General features: G+C 45.4%; 12 protein-coding genes and 2 pseudogenes. 4 read left to right on the plus strand and 10 right to left on the minus strand.

What is annotated here, in order from left to right; all coding sequences use genetic code 11:
• Nucleotides 1-20: 20 nt before the first annotated feature.
• Complete coding sequence (locus NST45_RS24205) at nucleotides 21-1,736, minus strand: ATP-binding protein (RefSeq protein ID WP_339824046.1); 1,716 nt, start codon at nucleotides 1,734-1,736, stop codon at nucleotides 21-23.
• Between the two features lie 181 nt (nucleotides 1,737-1,917).
• Between NST45_RS24205 and NST45_RS24210 the strand changes: the two are divergent.
• Nucleotides 1,918-3,189: pseudogene (locus NST45_RS24210) on the plus strand (NAD(P)/FAD-dependent oxidoreductase).
• Between the two features lie 460 nt (nucleotides 3,190-3,649).
• Here NST45_RS24210 and NST45_RS24215 read toward each other — a convergent pair.
• The 4 genes and pseudogenes from NST45_RS24215 to NST45_RS24230 form a co-directional block, all read right to left on the minus strand.
• Nucleotides 3,650-5,204: pseudogene (locus NST45_RS24215) on the minus strand (IS3 family transposase).
• 100 nt (nucleotides 5,205-5,304) lie between these two features.
• A complete protein-coding gene (locus NST45_RS24220; RefSeq protein ID WP_143763184.1) occupies nucleotides 5,305-6,582 on the minus strand; it encodes an ABC transporter permease in 1,278 nt (425 codons plus the stop codon).
• Nucleotides 6,561-7,301, minus strand: a complete 741-nt coding sequence (locus NST45_RS24225) for an ABC transporter ATP-binding protein (protein ID WP_036676805.1) — start codon at nucleotides 7,299-7,301, stop codon at nucleotides 6,561-6,563. The genes NST45_RS24220 and NST45_RS24225 overlap by 22 nt, the downstream gene beginning before the upstream one ends.
• A 159-nt stretch (nucleotides 7,302-7,460) precedes the next feature.
• The gene (locus NST45_RS24230; protein ID WP_339824049.1) at nucleotides 7,461-8,804 is read right to left on the minus strand and encodes an MFS transporter; all 1,344 of its coding nucleotides are present in this window, start codon (nucleotides 8,802-8,804) and stop codon (nucleotides 7,461-7,463) included.
• A 349-nt stretch (nucleotides 8,805-9,153) separates the two neighbouring features.
• Between NST45_RS24230 and NST45_RS24235 the strand changes: the two genes are divergently transcribed.
• Both NST45_RS24235 and NST45_RS24240 read left to right on the plus strand, forming a co-directional pair.
• On the plus strand, nucleotides 9,154-9,621 hold the full coding sequence (locus NST45_RS24235) for a MarR family transcriptional regulator (RefSeq protein WP_036676802.1): 468 nt from the start codon (nucleotides 9,154-9,156) through the stop codon (nucleotides 9,619-9,621).
• A 101-nt stretch (nucleotides 9,622-9,722) separates the two neighbouring features.
• On the plus strand, nucleotides 9,723-9,929 hold the full coding sequence (locus NST45_RS24240; RefSeq protein ID WP_038568603.1) for a hypothetical protein: 207 nt from the start codon (nucleotides 9,723-9,725) through the stop codon (nucleotides 9,927-9,929).
• A gap of 471 nt (nucleotides 9,930-10,400) precedes the next feature.
• Here NST45_RS24240 and NST45_RS24245 read toward each other — a convergent pair whose 3' ends face one another.
• From NST45_RS24245 to NST45_RS24255, 3 genes are all read right to left on the minus strand, one after another.
• Nucleotides 10,401-11,909, minus strand: coding sequence for an MDR family MFS transporter (locus NST45_RS24245; protein ID WP_076101386.1), 1,509 nt, complete (start codon nucleotides 11,907-11,909; stop codon nucleotides 10,401-10,403).
• Nucleotides 11,910-11,939: 30 nt separating this feature from the next.
• Nucleotides 11,940-12,494 carry a GNAT family protein gene (locus NST45_RS24250; RefSeq protein WP_076105960.1) on the minus strand — a complete coding sequence of 185 codons (555 nt, stop codon included), beginning with the start codon at nucleotides 12,492-12,494 and terminating at the stop codon, nucleotides 11,940-11,942.
• 184 nt (nucleotides 12,495-12,678) lie between these two features.
• Nucleotides 12,679-12,960, minus strand: coding sequence for a hypothetical protein (locus NST45_RS24255; RefSeq protein WP_036676794.1), 282 nt, complete (start codon nucleotides 12,958-12,960; stop codon nucleotides 12,679-12,681).
• A gap of 228 nt (nucleotides 12,961-13,188) precedes the next feature.
• Here NST45_RS24255 and NST45_RS24260 point away from each other — a divergent pair, with 228 nt between their 5' ends.
• Nucleotides 13,189-13,668 (plus strand): GAF domain-containing protein, encoded by a 480-nt coding sequence (locus NST45_RS24260; RefSeq protein WP_036676791.1) that lies wholly within the window; start codon nucleotides 13,189-13,191, stop codon nucleotides 13,666-13,668.
• Between the two features lie 86 nt (nucleotides 13,669-13,754).
• Here NST45_RS24260 and NST45_RS24265 read toward each other — a convergent pair whose 3' ends face one another.
• Both NST45_RS24265 and glgD read right to left on the minus strand, forming a co-directional pair.
• A complete protein-coding gene (locus NST45_RS24265; protein ID WP_339824053.1) occupies nucleotides 13,755-16,187 on the minus strand; it encodes a glycogen/starch/alpha-glucan phosphorylase in 2,433 nt (810 codons plus the stop codon).
• Nucleotides 16,188-16,287: 100 nt separating this feature from the next.
• Complete coding sequence (glgD, locus tag NST45_RS24270) at nucleotides 16,288-17,391, minus strand: glucose-1-phosphate adenylyltransferase subunit GlgD (RefSeq protein ID WP_326047094.1); 1,104 nt, start codon at nucleotides 17,389-17,391, stop codon at nucleotides 16,288-16,290.
• Between the last annotated feature and the right edge of the window lie 18 nt (nucleotides 17,392-17,409).

The raw sequence follows: 17,409 nt of genomic DNA on the forward strand, positions 1-17,409 counted from the left end.
GCTGTAGAGGGTGATTCAATCTAAGAGCGAACCCCGCTGGGTTCCTCCTTATCCAATGGGAAGGAGATCGTAAATACCGTCCCCTCTCCTTCTACAGACTCTACATTTATTTTACCGTTATGCCGCTCCACAATACTTAGGCACAAGGATAAGCCTAGACCTGTTCCCTGGATTTTCGTCGTAAAAAAGGGAAGAAACAGCTTCTCACGTTGACTTTCTGACATACCAACGCCGCTATCGGTGACAATCAACTCCACTTTATCATGAGTACTGCGTGTTTCCAGCGTCAGCACCCCCTTAGGTCCCATAGCCTCCATGCCGTTGCGTCCTAAATTGAGTATGAGCTGCTTGATTTCCCGGACATTCAGCTCTAATTCATGCAGTGATGGGCTCAGCTTCAGTTCAACACTTTGACCGCGAAGATTAGCATCAGCCCACAGCAATGGACTAACTTCTTCTATAATATGGTGCAGCAGCACCTTCTCTTTATCAGAAACCCGGCTCTGTGCCAAGGATAAAAAATCATTAATAATACTATTAGCGCGGTCCAGCTCTTCCATCACAATCTGATAATAAGAATCCAATTCTTGAGCACTCTTTTCTCTCATCAGCTGCAAAAAACCCCGAACTACCGCCATAGGATTACGAATCTCATGGGTAATTCCAGCAGCCATCTGCCCGACCAAGCTCAAACGCTCCACATGATCCAGCTCTACACGTAGTTTTTCCTCATTGGTCATGTCCTGCACAATAATTACAGCACCACTTGTTACCCCTGAACTCTTATGCATTAACGGCGCTGAATAAATCTGATAGATGCGCGACTCATGAATCATTTTTTCACTTGAACGCCGATTAGAGCGGATATTATCACTTACCCGCATATATGCCTGTGTATCCACTGAGCTATGAAAAAACTTTTTTACCGGCTCGTCAATAATATCCTCTTTTCGCAAATTGGGATAATGAGCCCGCATCATTCCTAGCATACAATCATTAAGATCAGTTACAACTCCGTGTTCATCCAGAGACATAATACTCAGAGGAACTACATTGGTAATCTGCTGCAGCTTCTCGGACTCCCACTGGAAACTTTCACTGATATTCTCCATCTGTACTTTATCCTGTAATCTACTTCTAACCATCTCAACATAATATACAAAAATACCACCTAAAGCGATGGTGAAAAACAGATATACCGTAATCAGAAATGCTTGCACGGAATTAGATTCATATATATTTTTCCCGCCTATAATAGGGACTAACGCAATAAATAGCATGCTTGGACAAAGAATCATCCATAACATACCGATCTTCTCAACTACTGTACCTTTCTTAAAAGGTTTGGTAAGTCCAAACAGTAGCGGATATAATAAAATCCCTGAATTCAATATCACATTACTGATTCCTGTAGGCTCCGCGATGATTACATTGCAGATAAGCAAAAAAATGGACAGCAAAATGCCCGAACGGGTAGTTCCATATAAAATACCAATATACGCAGGGATTAATCCTAAATTTAAATAGGCTACACCAAACAAAGTTGTCGAAAGAAGAGAGCACAGGATAAGACTAAACGTACACGCCAAAATCAAAAAGGTCTGATCATTTGGAAGCTTCCCCTTTTTCCGTGTTACAAATCTACGGTCCACCCACCATTGAAAAAGAAAAAGAAAGGAGCATGCTGCCGATATTTGCAATAAGATATCCTTAACCGCACCAATAATTACAATCACACCCCAAAATGGACAAATTACCCTACATGCTTAGATTAAAGCACAGGATTACTCTCCTGACAACGATAATCACCTAATGATTGGACAAGACTGGTTACATGTGAATCAGAATGGTATGATTCCGTTAGGAATACCCGCGGAATAGGCTTCCGTGTCTTAACATGTAAAGGAGTAAAATTTCATGAGCAATTACGATGTGATCGTCATTGGGGGCGGTACCTTTCGGGTCTAATGGCAAGCGTGGTAGCTGCAGAACACGGGGCATCCGTTCTGCTAATCGACAAGGGAGCAAAGCTAGGTGAAAGCTCGGAATATCTGGTGGCGGACGCTGCAATGTTACCAACGTCAAGGAAAGAGACGAGCTAATCGCCCATATTCCAGGAAACGGGCGTTTTTTGTATAGTGCCTTCGACCATTTTAATAATCAGGATATCATCGCCTTTTTTGAAGGTTTAGGCATTGCATTAAAAGAAGAAGATAACGGGCGGATGTTTCCCGTTTCCGATAAAGCCTCTAGTGTCGTCTCTGCCTTAATTAGCAAAGTACGGAGTCTAGGCGTACAGATTATGACCGACAGTCCCGTCTCAAGAATAATCTATAACGAAGGGGCTGTTAAGGGAGTCCAACTGAGCTCGGGCAAGACGATCGCCTGCACTGCTGTTATCATCGCTACCGGAGGCAAGTCCGTACCACAGACCGGCTCCACGGGAGATGGTTACCCTTGGGCAGAAGCCGCAGGGCACACGATCACCGAGCTGTTCCCGACAGAGGTGCCGATTCTTTCACGGGAAGAATGGATTAAGTCCGGCGAGCTGCAAGGTCTGTCGCTACGTGATGTAGCCCTCACTGTGTGGAATCCGAAAGGAAAGAAGGTCATCTCTCATCGAGGGGATATGATATTCACCCATTTTGGATTATCAGGACCCATTGCACTGCGGTGCAGCCAATTTCTGAGACAAGTCCAACGTAAATCCGGCACAGATACGGTGGAGATGTCCATCGATCTCTTCCCTGATCTGAACGCACAGGAAGTAGAATCTATGTTGCAGGATAAGCTGGATCAGGAACCAAAGAAAGCGATCCGCAATTCGCTGAAAGGACTGTTGCCAGAACGTCTCATCCCCCTCTTGCTGACTAAAGCTGAATTAGATGGGGATACAACCGGTCATCACGTCTCCAAGAATGGATTGCTTCTATTGGCTGGGATTTTGAAACGCATGCCAGTTTATGTGCATGGCACCCGTTCCCTATCCGAGTAGCCTTTGTTACCGGCGGTGGGGTAAATCTGAAGGAGATCGATCCCAAAAGAATGGAATCGAAGCTTATGCCGGGGTTATTCTTCTGCGGCGAGGTACTCGATATCCATGGCTATACAGGAGGCTACAATATAACAGCGGCCTTCTCAACAGGATATACAGCAGGCAAACACGCCGCTGACATTCGACTGGGATAATCTCTAGTGCAACGTGAATATCCTCCAAGCAGCTTACTGCTTTGAAAATGGCGGACCGCGCGATTCTCTCATTAATTAGAGAATCGCTCCTCTGTTTTGGGTTCGTTAGCTATGTGGAGCGTCTGCCTAATCAGCTACTGCGGCTTCGGACCCAGATGACGTTATTTGCGTATTTTTCACCTTATTGGCAGGGTTTCGGACTCCAACGACGCTATTCCTTATAATGAGGCTCATATATGGTGTTTTTCATGGCAATAGCAACTAGGAGTCCGTTAGCATCCCAAAAGTGGAAAAATAGTATGTTTAGGGGCAGCTGTGTCCGATAGGCTAGCTAGGTACCTCGTACGTACGTGCGTGCAATAGATCGAATCAAGACAAAAAAAGAAGAGTGCCCCAGCAGCCTTTTTACGGCTTATGAACTGCACCCCGTCAAGTAGACAGCACAAAAAATAAAAGTAGTTTAAGCGGCTTTAGTCCTAAATTCAATGGGACTGAAGTTTAGTTTTGCCTGTAACCGTTCGTTATTATAAAAGTGAATGTAGGTATCAATATCTGTTTGGAGTTCTTCAAAGGTCTGGTAGGTATGTAAGTAGTACTTCTCACATTTCAATGTTCCCCAGAAGGATTCCATCGGCGAATTGTCAATGCAGCAGCCTACTCGGGACATGCTTTGCTTCAGTTCTGCATCGTCCAGCATCTTCTTAAAATGCAGAGAGGTATACTGGAAACCACGGTCGCTATGGAGTAAGGTTCGGCTCTCCGGTGCTGCCTGCAAAGCTAATTCCAGTGTGTTAAAAACTAGCGAATTATTATTGGAATGACCCAGAACGTAAGCAACAATGGACTTGTCATACAGATCTTTTATTGCACTTAAATACGCCTTCTTGCCGTTGCCGTATTTGAATTCCGTTACATCCGTTACCCATTTTTGGTTTGGAGCTTCAGCCTCAAAATTACGGTTCAGCACATTCTCTGCAACCTGCTGAGGCGTGGAGCCTACATACTTCTTTCTCTTTCTGCGGATGACTGACTGGATACCTTGGCATCTCATCAGCCGGTACACTCGCTTTGCGTTAATAGATTTATCCATTTGTCTGCGCAAATGCAGGGTCAATTGGCGATACCCAAAGGTTCGTTCCACCTTCTCATACAAGAGGAGCATACTTCTGTCAGTTTCTCGTTGTCAGCCTCTCGAAAACTGGGTTTGCGATTCAACCATTTGTAATAACTTGACCGTGAAATCCCTGCGATGTCACACAAAAGCCGAATGGAGCAAGACTGTTCCTGCTGAACAGCCTGAATGGTACCAGGTAGATATTCACCTGGCGAATGGTTCTTAACGCCTCCTCTTTTCGAGTTCCTCTAACTTTTTTAGAAAAGCATTCTCCGCACGCAGGCGTGCATTCTCGTATTCCAGCTTTTGCATCGCGAGTTTGTGGCGATCTGCTTCCGTAAGTTCTTCAGGCGCTTTGGTGCGTCCTCTACCGTCTCGTAATGCCTCTTCACCACCTGCTTCGTACTTCTTTACCCAGCTATATACTTGTTGGTAAGACACGTGAAAATGGCTTGCCGCCTTCGCATAGTCTTCTCCGTTCGAAAGGCAGTACAGCACGATATTTATCCGTTCCTGCCAAGTGGTTACGCGTCCTTTGGTCATAGCTTTAGTTCCTCCTGAATGAGCTGTTAAGCTGTTGCTATGACCATTATACTTCCTAATCCAGTTGGCGAGTTGGGTTGCACTTGCAATCTTATACTTGCAGATGATTTGGTTTTGCGACAATCCTCCCTCGAGATAATCCTTAACGGCATAGAGTTTAAGTTCTGCAGAATACGTACGATTGTAGCTTCGGACTTCCAGCCCTTCGTATCCATACAATTGATAACGTTGCCGCCACTTCACTATAGAGTTTTTGGATATTCCATACTTCCGGCGCAGCTTTCAAACCAATGTCGCCCCGTTCAATTTCTTGGAGAATCGTTAACTTTTCCAGTGCTGTATACTTTTTTTGTTCCATAAAAATGCTCCCCATACAGCGACAGGTTTTTATTATTTCACCTGTCTACTATATGGGGAGCATATCACTTATGGGGCACTCTTCCGTTCTATTTATATCTTTATTTCGCTAAGCGAAATGTTCCAAATATTCTAGAGCTAAACAGTGCAACGATATAACCTAGCGGGATGAACAGGATAATCCCAAACCATCCATATAAGGAAATACAGATTAGCGCAGAACAAATGATTGAAAAAGGAAGCAGTAAGATAGGGACCGCACGCAGCCCCGCTTCGGCTTTTTGTTCTTTCGTAAACGGCAGAATTCCGATGTAATCATCTCCCACGAATAACAACCAGAACGACAACAGCCAATTGGTCATGAGGGAAATTAAAACTATAAAACCCAGCCATTTGAACCCTGATGGAATGATAAATATCGCTAGAAGGGACACAGCAGTAAACGATAAGTAGAGCTTTAAATGGGCAGGATTCCGTACAAGTGCCTTAATCGCTGCCGCAGAGAAACGGCTCTCGGCAGTTTTTGATTTTAGCAAAGGCTGTGATTTCCGGAAAATCCACGGCTTATGGCGGGTCGGACGTGGCTTATCCAGTACGCCGCGGAGCAATAGGGCCGCTATTTTCATCCGCTGCTTATAATCTTCACGCACATCGTTCATGAATGTCCCACGCATCACTATACGCCGCTGAAGAGCGATTACCGCTACGACTGCAAAGAGTGCTGCAATCAGCAGCATAAAAACTGGACGGTTGTTCCAAAACGCAGCTGCACGGAAATAAATCCCACAGGGAACGGAGATGGCCAGAAACAGCCACAGCCAGCGCCGCCAGCCTTGCTTTTGTACTTTTACAATATGCCCAAGTAATTTAACGCACCAGCTACATGCCAGAGTCAGAGCGAACAGCGCCCATACCTCGGATGACAGCATTCCATATCCCCGAACCAGGAAAGGTAATAACAGCACAAAAGCTACACAGAACTTCAACGATGTTACGATCAGGCTGTACAGCAACCCGCGAAACATGATCGTATATATCCATCGCTGCCGTTGTCTTAGAAATAATAGATCCCCTTCCTGCAATAATAGCACCAGTCCACCTCTACAGAGCAGGAGCACTAATAATGAAGGAATCAACATAAACGGCAAATCTGCACTCCAAGCTGGCAGTGCCTCATTCCAGAACCCGTAATATAACCGTCCTCCCAGAAATCCTCCGGGAATCAGTATATATAACAGCACAGTCCAATCGGCTGCCGTACGAATAATAGCAGATTGCTCACGCCAATGAGAAAATAATCGCCGCCAGAATAGCTTTTTGGAGGTAGGAAAAGCAAACCCTCGCTGCTTCTGCTTACTCATGTCAGTTCGTCGAAGCAATCAAACAACGACGCCTCCGGCAGCCCAGCATAATCACGTATATCTTCAAGCGTTCCTGCAGCGGCAACCCTGCCACCCGAGATCAGCACAAAATCATCGCAAATTTTCTCAGCAGTATCCAATACATGCGTAGACATTAATACACCAGCTCCGCGCTGCCGCTCCGCTTCCAGCAGTCGCAGGAAATCTTTAGTGGCCCGAGGATCCAAGCCGATAAAAGGCTCGTCCACAATATAAACATCCGGCTGTACCAAAAAGCCCAGCATCAGCATCATTTTCTGTTTCATACCCTTAGAGAAGCCAGCTGGAAGATCATCACGGACATGATTCATACCGAACTGCTTCAGTAATCTCTCCGCCGTTTCTTGAAACTGCTCATATTTTAGTCCATAAGCAGCAGCAGCCAAATCTAAGTGCTCCCATAAGGTCAGATCCTCATAAAACACCGGCTGCTCCGGTACATAAGCATAGGACTTATTAACTCCATTAAAGGAGACCTTAGCTTTGGTATTCTTAAGCAAACCGAGCAATGTTTTGATTGTAGTACTTTTTCCCGCACCATTTGGTCCGATCAGTCCGAGCAGCTGTCCACGCCGCACCTGAAATGAAATATCGAATATGCATGGGGCACCTGCTTCATAGCCTGCTTCATCGATCTCAACATCGAGTACAATCTCTTCGTCGCTCTCGGTATCCCCTGTTATTTCTACATTCTCCATATTCGCCAACTCCTAAATATTTCTTATAAATATTATAATCGAAATTCCAATCCAGAAAGATAGCTTCTCTAATCGTACTATATATACTTTCTCCAAGGAAGCATACTGATTTTTTCACAGCTAAGAGAACTACTCTTATATTTAAAAAGAAACCTCCCATTAAAGAGAGGTCTGTCCGAGAAGCTCTAGGTTATTTGTTGCTGAAATTCCTTCCTCACGTTTAATTGCCGCTTCATCTCTCCGCTCGATTTTACCACGCAGCATTAACAGCAACACTCCAAGCAGGGCTGTAAGCGTACCAGAGAGAATGAACGCCGGGACAGGTCCTGACGCTGTAACTAAAGCCCCACCGGCTACAGGTCCCAAGATAACAGCCGCACTTGTTAGACTGCCTATAGTTCCAAATACACGGCCCGTGTATTCCGCAGGGGTCCGATGTTGCAGCATAGAATTGAAGGGAATAAACGCAAGGCCTGCTCCCACACCAGCAAACATAAAAGAACCAAACAAAGCGATGTTCATCCAGAGTCCAGCCTGACCGTGGGCAGTTACAATTCCTGCACTTGAGAAAACAACCCCCATAATTACAGCTCCCAATCCCATGAAGACGAGCGTATGTTTACCACTGCCTATACGGCTTACAAGCAGGGCTGACAGTAAGGTGCCAAGACCACTGGCTGCCACACACCAACCCAGCAGATCTCCGTTCACACCCGGAATTTCCCGGAATAACGTTACAATCTGCGAATCACCAATTTGCAGCATTAGCAGCACTAGCACCAGCATAGCAATCCCGCAAAGCACTACAGGCATTCCCACGATCACCTGCAGACCCGCCGACATTTCTTGGCGAAAAGACTTCCGAGCACCATTCTCCCCTGTGCTATCCTCTGCTGCATCTTTCTTCAGTGCAGCCGCACGCGGCAGTCCTATTAAGATGACCGCCGATAAAATGAAGGTAGCCGAGTCAATCACATAACAAGCGGCAATACCAAATGCGGCAACCAGCAGTCCACCTAGAGCAGGACCTACAATTTTGGTTATTTGTTCAATAGATGAGCTAAGCGCCATGGCTTTATCCATCTGGGCCGCAGGGACAAGCTCCTTGAGCTTTCCGCTTTTGGCTGGTGAAAAGAGTACATCCATGATCCCTTTAGCTACCAACAGGACATATACCTGCCAGAGAGAACCTGCAAATACCAAACAAACAACGATTCCGGCACGAGCTAGATCGGAACCAATCATCAGCGCCTTGCGGTTAAAACGATCACTTAAATAACCTGCAAACGGCCCTCCCAAGAGCAACGGCACAGCCATACATAAAGATATAGCCGTAATTTCCCACGGTGTAGCATTCCATTTAAAAGCTACCATTGTCAGTAGCGCTAGTATATGCAACCAGTCTCCCACATTCGATACAAGCTGTGCGGCAATAAGCAGCATAAAGGGCTTATTCGCCGTCAGCTTTCCTTCTTTTGAATCATGAGCCAGCTGTTCCTCCATCTTACTTCACTCCCCGTTACTATTTCTCGATGAAGTAATAGTAAAATATTGGAGAACATCAATCATCCGTCTGGAGGCGTAAATAGCGCTTGAACCTAAGGCTGAAATTCTTATCCTTTCAAAGACTGAAATCAAAAAAACCTTCGTTTTTACCGTATTTAAAAAATTGTTTGATTTTTAATAATTAAAAGTGTGCTCATTGTGACAAATCACATGTTCTTCATTCGCTCTTTCACGTATTCTAAGGTTATCTCAAGGTTCGTTGCACAGGTAACCCGTGCACTAATGACTATTGATTGCAAACTGTGCGATGAGTTCACACATGATTAACGATAGAGGGTGGAGAAGCATGATACAATCTTACGAACGTGATACGCAATTAACACTACATTTGTACCGGGTATTTGCCAAGTCTTTTAAGAGCATTAATGAACATGCTGTTACCGGCAGCAAAATTGAAGGTTTTAATCCGACTGCCTTTGCCGTTATGGAAGTTTTGTACTATAAGGGACCACAACCCATTCAACAAATTGGCGCCAAGCTGCTGCTGCAAAGCGGCAACGTTACTTACGTAATCGATAAGCTTGAGGAACGCGGCTATTTGCAGCGTAAGCCTTGTCCGAGCGATCGCCGTGTGATTTTTGCGGAGCTGACTACGGAAGGTGAACGTCTCATGAATGAGATGTATCCGAAATATTCGGAACGCCTGCATCTTGCTTTCAGCGGTCTGAATGATGATGAGAAGGAACAAATGATTGTTCTGCTCAAAAAGATGGGTCTACAAGCTGAGAAGCTGTCCCCTCTTCCTCGTAAGTAAGAGTCGCTTATTTATGTGTTACAGACAAGCTATTCTTGATTTCTGTTAATGGTAAAAAGAAAACCAATAGGCGATTCTCCGATTTATTTGAGAATCGCCTATTGGTTTTTTTGTTCTGCGCCGGCTTACTTGAGCAGATGATCGGTAAGTCGATGCCGAAGACGGACTTTGAGGTCCGCTTTTGGCAAACCTCGGATCATAGTCATCCTTATTCGGCAGGACTTGCAAGCATGCTTCCGATTGGACTTGGCGAGCACGCTTCCGATTGGGCGTCCCTTTCAGCTGACCGTTACTATCGCTCTCGGTAAAATTCACTTTTGATGTAACTCGCTATATTTTCAGCGCCGGATCTTGATGAACCTGAGCAGTAACTTAGGGAATAACTGCATTCTATACAGCTATTTCGTATGCAAATCCGCTCATTCTAACTTTAAGTGTATTCTGTACAATTAAAAACCAGACAAACCACCCCTAGGCGAGTAAATCAAGAAAATAGGTGTACTAAATACAGCTATATCCATTGAAAAAGTTACCGGCAGGATTATAGTTGTACGAAATACAACTAAACGCGTCTATCCACTGCTTCCATCGACGCTCTACTCTAGAGGTTACATCAATCTGGCGTGCCACCGTCCGTTATTCCGTGCGTGATTCCATGTGCTACTCCGTCCGTTAGTCCATGTGTCTCTCCATGCGTCATTCTATGTGTCACTCCGTACGCCACTCCAAGAGTCAATTCGTATGGTTCAACCACTTTAACACGCTATCTACCTAATAAGTTATGCCTTTTTCAAGGACGATGTAGCATCCTCTACTGAAGGCACACCCTTGCGCAAACCCCAGGATATTATCAGCGACAAAACAGCGAAAACTGCCATTACGATAAATAATGAATGAAGACCACCTTCAAGGGCATCACGCAGACTATTTGATACTTCCCCAGACAGGTTAGTTCCTGCATGCGATCCAAGCAGCTTATTAATATCATCCCCTGAGATGTTCGAATCCGGTTGTTTTCTTAACAGCTTATCAATATTCAAGTTCAGCCAGGAACCAAAAATAGCCACCCCAACAGTCTGTCCTAAAGAACGCGTGAACGCATTAAGCGCTGTAGATGCTCCCCGTTGCTCATACGCAACAGAGGACTGCGCAATAATCGTAAAGACTGTAGAAGAATACCCAAAGCCAACTCCACAGACCAGCATCAAGCATAAAAGCAGCAGCTGTGAAGACTCCCCTGTTAAGAAAGCCAGGCCAATAGCCCCGGCAGCGATCATAATCAATCCAAGCATTGCGGTTCGACGCGAACCCGCTTTTAGAATCATCCGCCCTCCGGCGATCGAACCAAACATCCAGCCTACCGACATCGGCGCCAGTAGCAAACCTGAGATGGCGGCGCTTTTTCCGGATACACCCTGCACCCATAATGGCACATACGTAGAAAGCCCAATAATTAATGTGCTTACCAGCAGGTTAGCGCCAGTAGACACCGCTATGTTGCGGTTCGAGAATAGACCCAGCGGCAACATAGGTTCAGGAGCACGACGCTCCACAAAGAAAAATAAGACTAGCAGGATAACAGCCACACTTAGAGTTGCGATTAGCAGTGGGGATGTCCACTCCAGATTCTGTCCACCTGTGGAGAGACCGAAGAGCAATGCGCCCATACCAGCAGCGAACAGCAGCACCCCTGCCACATCAATTTGTGCTTTCCGACGTACCTTCTCTTCCTTCAGATAGCGGGCAATAAATACCATTGCTAATAAACCGAATGGTAGATTAAAAACAAATACCCAGCGCCAGCTTAGGTAATCTACTACATATCCCCCAAGAAGAGGACCTACCAAAGAGGAAATCCCCCATACAGAGCTAAGTAATCCTTGTGTCTTCGCTCTCTCCTCGATACTGTAAATATCCCCGATGATGGTAAAGGTCATTGGAATGAGCGCACCCGCGCCAATCCCCTGTATTGCCCGGAACAGGATCAGCTGCTCCATACTTTGCGAAATACCGCATAATAACGAGCCTAATAAAAAAACAGCTGCTCCCCACATGAACACCGGCTTGCGTCCAAAGAGATCACTGATTTTGCCGAAAATAGGAGTAGTAATAGCCATTGCCAGCAAATAAGAAGTGAATATCCAGCTAAGCCACTGCATTCCCTGAAATTCACCTACGATAGCTGGACCCGCTGGTCCTGTTACCGTTCCTTCAATCGCAGCCAGAAAGGTAGCTAGCAGCACCCCTATCAGTATTAATTTACGTTCTAAATCCCCTGTTGACTTCAATGTTCCAAACCCTCTCTTTATGTAATAAAATCATTCCCATTCCCCACGTAGAAGCGCATGTAGGGTCACATCCTGAAAGCCGGAAGGTGTCTGGCGATATTGACGCAGTATACCTTCCTTCTGAAAGCCGAGCGTTTGAACCAGCCTCTCCGCACGATTATTATCAGGATGACACAGCGCTTCTATCCGATTCAGCCCCATCCTATTAAAGCCGAAGTCGAGCACTAAACCAAGCGCTTCTTTCATATATCCAAGTCCCCAAAAGGCAGGCGCCAGATCGCAGCCAATTTCCCCGCGGTAAGCTCCCTGCAACTGCCAATAGTTATAACCGCAGCTCCCTATAACTTCACCTTCGGGTCCTACAATACTCCAGCGCAAGCTCTCCTCTTCCTGAGCCATCTGTAATAAAAAAGCAATCAGTTGCTTAGTCTCTTCTATAGAGGATAATGCTGGAGCCCCCAGCCAGCGGGTGACCTCTGGATGAGACCAGATCTGATATAATGCTGAAGCATGCTCAGTAGTCATAGCGCACAGCTTCAATCTACTGCCGACCAGTGTGGGTATCACTCCATTGCAGATATACAAATCTCTGCCCCCCTTCAACTTATCAATTATACATCATTCAAGAGTATATCCTTAAGATAAAAGTTCTAAATTCTTTAACATTGAAAAGAACAAATTCTACGCGTTAACATAAAAAGACGTCTGCATCAGGGGGCATACACTCCCTTAATACAGACGCTTTTTATTAAACTTAACTACAATGATTTCATTCCGCTTCATGAATAACTTCACTGCATAACACCTGAAGTTTGGCTCGAATATCCTTGAACTCTTCAATTCCAGTCCCCGTAATACTGTACCCTTCGGTATGGGCAGTCAGAAAGTTGTCCAGTGTCAGCTTTTCCAATTCCTGTTTCACTTCGCGTTCTCCTACACGATACCCCAGATCTTCAAGTCCGAGCAGCATCTCTGAGATCGTCACATCTTTATCCCGTGCACAATAAAGCATATGAATTCCTATGAACAAGTTCTGTACATCAGCGCGCATATTCCACCTCTTCCGGCTATATAGCCTTCGGTATTTATACTAGCATTACCCTCTGACCGATCCTCGGAAACATTATTGTGGCTGTTGCGCATTTCATGGACTTCAAGGAACATTCCATATTGTTACAGATTGGTATTGTCGCTTGACGTATCATGTCTAGCTGTACTATGTTGATAATTACAGTTAGGAGTTCATATTTGAATTTAAAGTACAGGAAGGTGATGCTTCATGTTTCAAGCTATGCCTTACGATGGAACACGCAACGAGCAGTTTGAAGCGGTTCTAATCCAACTAGAAGCATTAGTAAAGGACGAACCAAGTGCTACGGCCAACCTGGCCAATGCTTCGGCACTGCTTAAACACGCTATGCCGGATACGAATTGGGCCGGTTTTTATTTATTTGATGGCAAGGAGCTTGTGCTCGGACCTTTCCAAGGTCTTCCTGCCTGCATCCGCATCCCGTTGTCTCGTGGAGTCTGCGGAACGGCTGCTGCGGAACGACGCACGCTAGTAGTTGGAGATGTCCATGCATTCCCGGGACATATCGCCTGTGACGCCGCTTCAAACAGCGAAATTGTTGTCCCGCTGATCAAGGATGATCGTTTGCTTGGCGTACTCGATATCGACAGTCCGCTGAAAGATCGTTTTGATGATGAGGAACGCCGGTTCCTAGAGCGGTTCGCTGCCCTGGTATCGGAAGTTATCTAAAGCAGCTCTGCCTTATAAAGCATAAGAAATAGGCTGTCTCATTTGTAGGAATCTCCTACTTATAAGACAGCCTAATCTTGTTGAGCCTATAGCCGTACCGGACTGATATTCCAAATCTCCGCGGCGTAGTGGCTAATCGTATTATCGCTAGAGAATTTACCGGAATGACCAATATTTATAATAGACTTCTTCAGCCATTCCTGACGGTTGCGGTATGCCCGGTCAATCTCGACATGAGTCTCGACATAACTTGCGAAATCCTTAAGTACAAAGAATTCATCGTTATTATCCAAAAGAGAATGGAAAATGGTCTCAAACTCCGCACCATGACAGCATATAGGTCCCGGATTAACCAACTGATCCAATACTTCCTTCACACGACTATCCCCATTGTAGATATCACGTGCGTGATAGCCGCCATGCTGATAATAATCCATTACCTGCTCAGCACGAAGACCGAACAGGAACATATTGTTGTCCCCTACCATCTCATGCATTTCCACGTTAGCGCCGTCCATCGTACCTACGGTCAATGCACCGTTCATCATAAACTTCATATTCCCCGTGCCGGAGGCCTCTTTACTCGCAGTAGAGATCTGTTCACTAATATCCGCAGCAGGAATGATTTTCTCGGCCAAAGATACTGAATAATTCTCAAGGAAAAAGATACGAATCTTGCCTCTAACATCCGGATCTTTGTTGACAGCTTCTGCCACAGTATTGATCAGCTTGATAATTCGTTTCGCCAAATGATAGCTTGGTGCCGCCTTTGCTCCGAATATAAACGTGCGCGGTACCATATCCATCGAAGGATTATCTTTGATTTGGTTGTACATATGCAGAATATGCAAAATATTAAGCAGCTGCCGCTTATAAGCATGCAGGCGCTTCACCTGAACATCAAAAATAGAGTCGGGGTCTACATGTACCGAATGCTTGCTGTAGATGTATTCAGCCAACTTGAGCTTATTCCGCCGTTTAATGCTGGCCACTTGTTCTTGGAAGGAAGCATCCTCACAATATTTAATCAAGCCAATCATCTCTTGCGGATGGCTCATCCAGCGGGTTCCTATCGATTGATTGATTAGGTTAGCCAGATCCGGATTGGCATGCATCAGCCAACGCCGGTGAGTAATCCCATTCGTCTTATTATTGAAGCGGTGCGGGTACATTTCATTAAAGAGCCGCATTTCGCGTTTCATCAATATTTCTGTATGCAGCGCCGCTACCCCATTGACACTATGGCTCGCCACAATCGCCAGATGGGCCATGCGAACCTGATCGTCATGAATAATCGCCATCTGTGAAATCCGGTCCTGATCACCGGGATAACGGCTCATCAGCTCGCCGCAGAAGCGGGCATTGATCTCTTCAATAATAAGAAAAATACGTGGAAGCAAGTCCCTGACCATTTGAATAGGCCATTTCTCCAGCGCTTCGCTCAAGATCGTATGATTAGTATAGGACACCATACGAGTTGTAATACTCCACGCCTCATCCCATCCTAATCCATGTACATCCATCAGAATCCGCAGCAATTCAGGGATTACAAGCGTCGGATGTGTATCATTGATATGAAGTGCAACCTTGTCGGGCAACGATTGTATAGGGAGTCCAAGCTTTCCAAAGGTTCGCAGAATACTTTGCAGGCCAGCACTGCAGAGGAAGTATTGCTGCTTCAACCGCAACAGCTTGCCTTCGTATTGTGAATCATCCGGATACAGAAACTCCGAGATGGATTCTACGGAACGCTTATATTCCAGGAATTTATGATAGTCTGAACCCGCAAAAGAGCCAAATGTTCTCGCTGGCTGAGTGATGGACTCCGCACTCCAGTTGCGCAGTGTATTCACATGCCGCCGATCTGCACCAATGATAGGCACATCATACGGAACTGCACGAACGGCCTCATATTGACTATGCTCAAAGATAAGCCGCCCGTTCTCCTCGCGAGTCTCAATCACGCCCCAGAACCTTACTTCTACCTGCTTGTCTTCACGACGCACTTCCCATACATTATCATTTTGCAGCCAGTAATCGGGCAGTTCCACCTGATACCCGTCAACGATTTTCTGCTCGAACAAGCCGTATTTATAACGTATACCGCAACCATGCCCCGCATATTGCAGGGAGGCCAGTGAATCCAAGAAACAAGCAGCTAGACGTCCAAGTCCTCCATTGCCAAGCCCAGCGTCGGCTTCTACCTCCTCAATATCCTGCAGCGAGAAACCAAGATCGGCCAATCCCTCACGCACGACCTCCAGCACGCCCATATTCAGCAGATTGTTCCCCAGAAGTCTTCCGATCAGAAACTCCATAGAAAAATAGTATACCTGCTTATCCTTATCCGTCTTGTACTTTTGATTGGTATCCGCCCAATTTTTCCCGGCATTCTCGCGAATCATGTTGCCTAATATTTTATAGACATCAGCATTCGAGGCTTCCTCCAAAGGTTTGCCCAATTTACTGATGAGCGTCTCGCGAAACACCTGTTTGAAAGTTTCTTTATCGTTAAACAACAGCAGGTTCCTCCTGACAAAAGCTTTTTTTAGGGATGCATTAGACTATGCCTGTAGATCAGATAGGTTATACTGTTTCGTTTCATCTAATCCAGTTGGTTTATATTTTGCTGCTCTTGGCGATCACAAATGGACGTTTACTATCCCCGACGAGAATTCGATTCTTACTTAAATGTACGTCCTTATCCATGATCACATTCTCAATAACAGCATCTTCCTCTATAATGCACTTCTGCATAATTACAGAGTTGATGATCTTCGCTCCTTTACGTACCTGAACCCCACGAAAGATCACGCTGTTCTCCATCGTTCCAGCTATAATGCAGCCGTTAGCCACCAGTGAATTGCTGACATTTGCGCTCTCTAAATATCGGGTAGGAGCCTCATATTTAATCTTCGTCTGTACTGGACTTTCTTTGAACAGACTAAAGTAATTCTCCTGCTGAAGCAGCTCCAGACTATTCTTATAATAGCTTTCCAATGAATTAATTACGGCATGATAGCCATGATACTCATAAGCAGCGATTTTGAATTTATGGCGGTTTTTCTGGATCACATCACGGAAAAAGTAACTCTCCCCATGTGCAATGCAATGTTCCACCTGCTCCAGGAACAGTTTTTTCTCCATAATGAAGATATCGAGATATAAATTGGGATGATCCTTCTCATGATGGATATTGGTCACATTATTCTCTTCGTCCACTTCAATACGCTGGCATAACTCATGCTCTGGCTGCAATTGCTCTATTTTTTTGTATACTACTGTAACATCGGCACCCTTCTCCAAATGGTAGCTGTACAAGTCCTGGAGATCGATAGTATTAATATGCTGGCTGCCGGAAAACACAATATATTTAGCAGATCCCCGTTTAAAAAGATCAAGATTATTATGATAATGCTGAAGGTCGCCAAGAGAAGTATCGGTGGGATCATTCCAGTCCGGAGGCAAAATAAATAGTCCCCCATGCTTGCGATTCATATCCCAAGATTTCCCGTCACCCAAATGGTCCATTAAAGAACGATATTTACGGCGAACAAACAGGCCCACGCTCTCTAGATCCGCACGCATCATATTGGAAAGCACGAAATCTATCAACCGATAACGACTGGCAAAAGGTACGGCTGCACCACAGCGGAAATAAGTGAGTTCATTTAGTTTATCGAGTTCATGATCCAGATTAATTACACCCATGAGTTGCTTCATCGGAATCCACCGTCCTCT

Origin of the sequence: Paenibacillus sp. FSL R7-0163 (assembly GCF_037969975.1) — a bacterium.
Taxonomy (GTDB): domain Bacteria; phylum Bacillota; class Bacilli; order Paenibacillales; family Paenibacillaceae; genus Paenibacillus_AQ; species Paenibacillus_AQ odorifer.

Coding starts and splice junctions, on each gene's coding strand:
- NST45_RS24235 (WP_036676802.1), top strand. CDS start 9,154: ATGATACAATCTTACGAACGTGATACGCAATTAACACTACATTTGTAC.
- NST45_RS24225 (WP_036676805.1), bottom strand. CDS start 7,301: ATGGAGAATGTAGAAATAACAGGGGATACCGAGAGCGACGAAGAGATT.
- NST45_RS24260 (WP_036676791.1), top strand. CDS start 13,189: ATGTTTCAAGCTATGCCTTACGATGGAACACGCAACGAGCAGTTTGAA.
- NST45_RS24230 (WP_339824049.1), bottom strand. CDS start 8,804: ATGGAGGAACAGCTGGCTCATGATTCAAAAGAAGGAAAGCTGACGGCG.
- NST45_RS24255 (WP_036676794.1), bottom strand. CDS start 12,960: ATGCGCGCTGATGTACAGAACTTGTTCATAGGAATTCATATGCTTTAT.
- glgD (WP_326047094.1), bottom strand. CDS start 17,391: ATGAAGCAACTCATGGGTGTAATTAATCTGGATCATGAACTCGATAAA.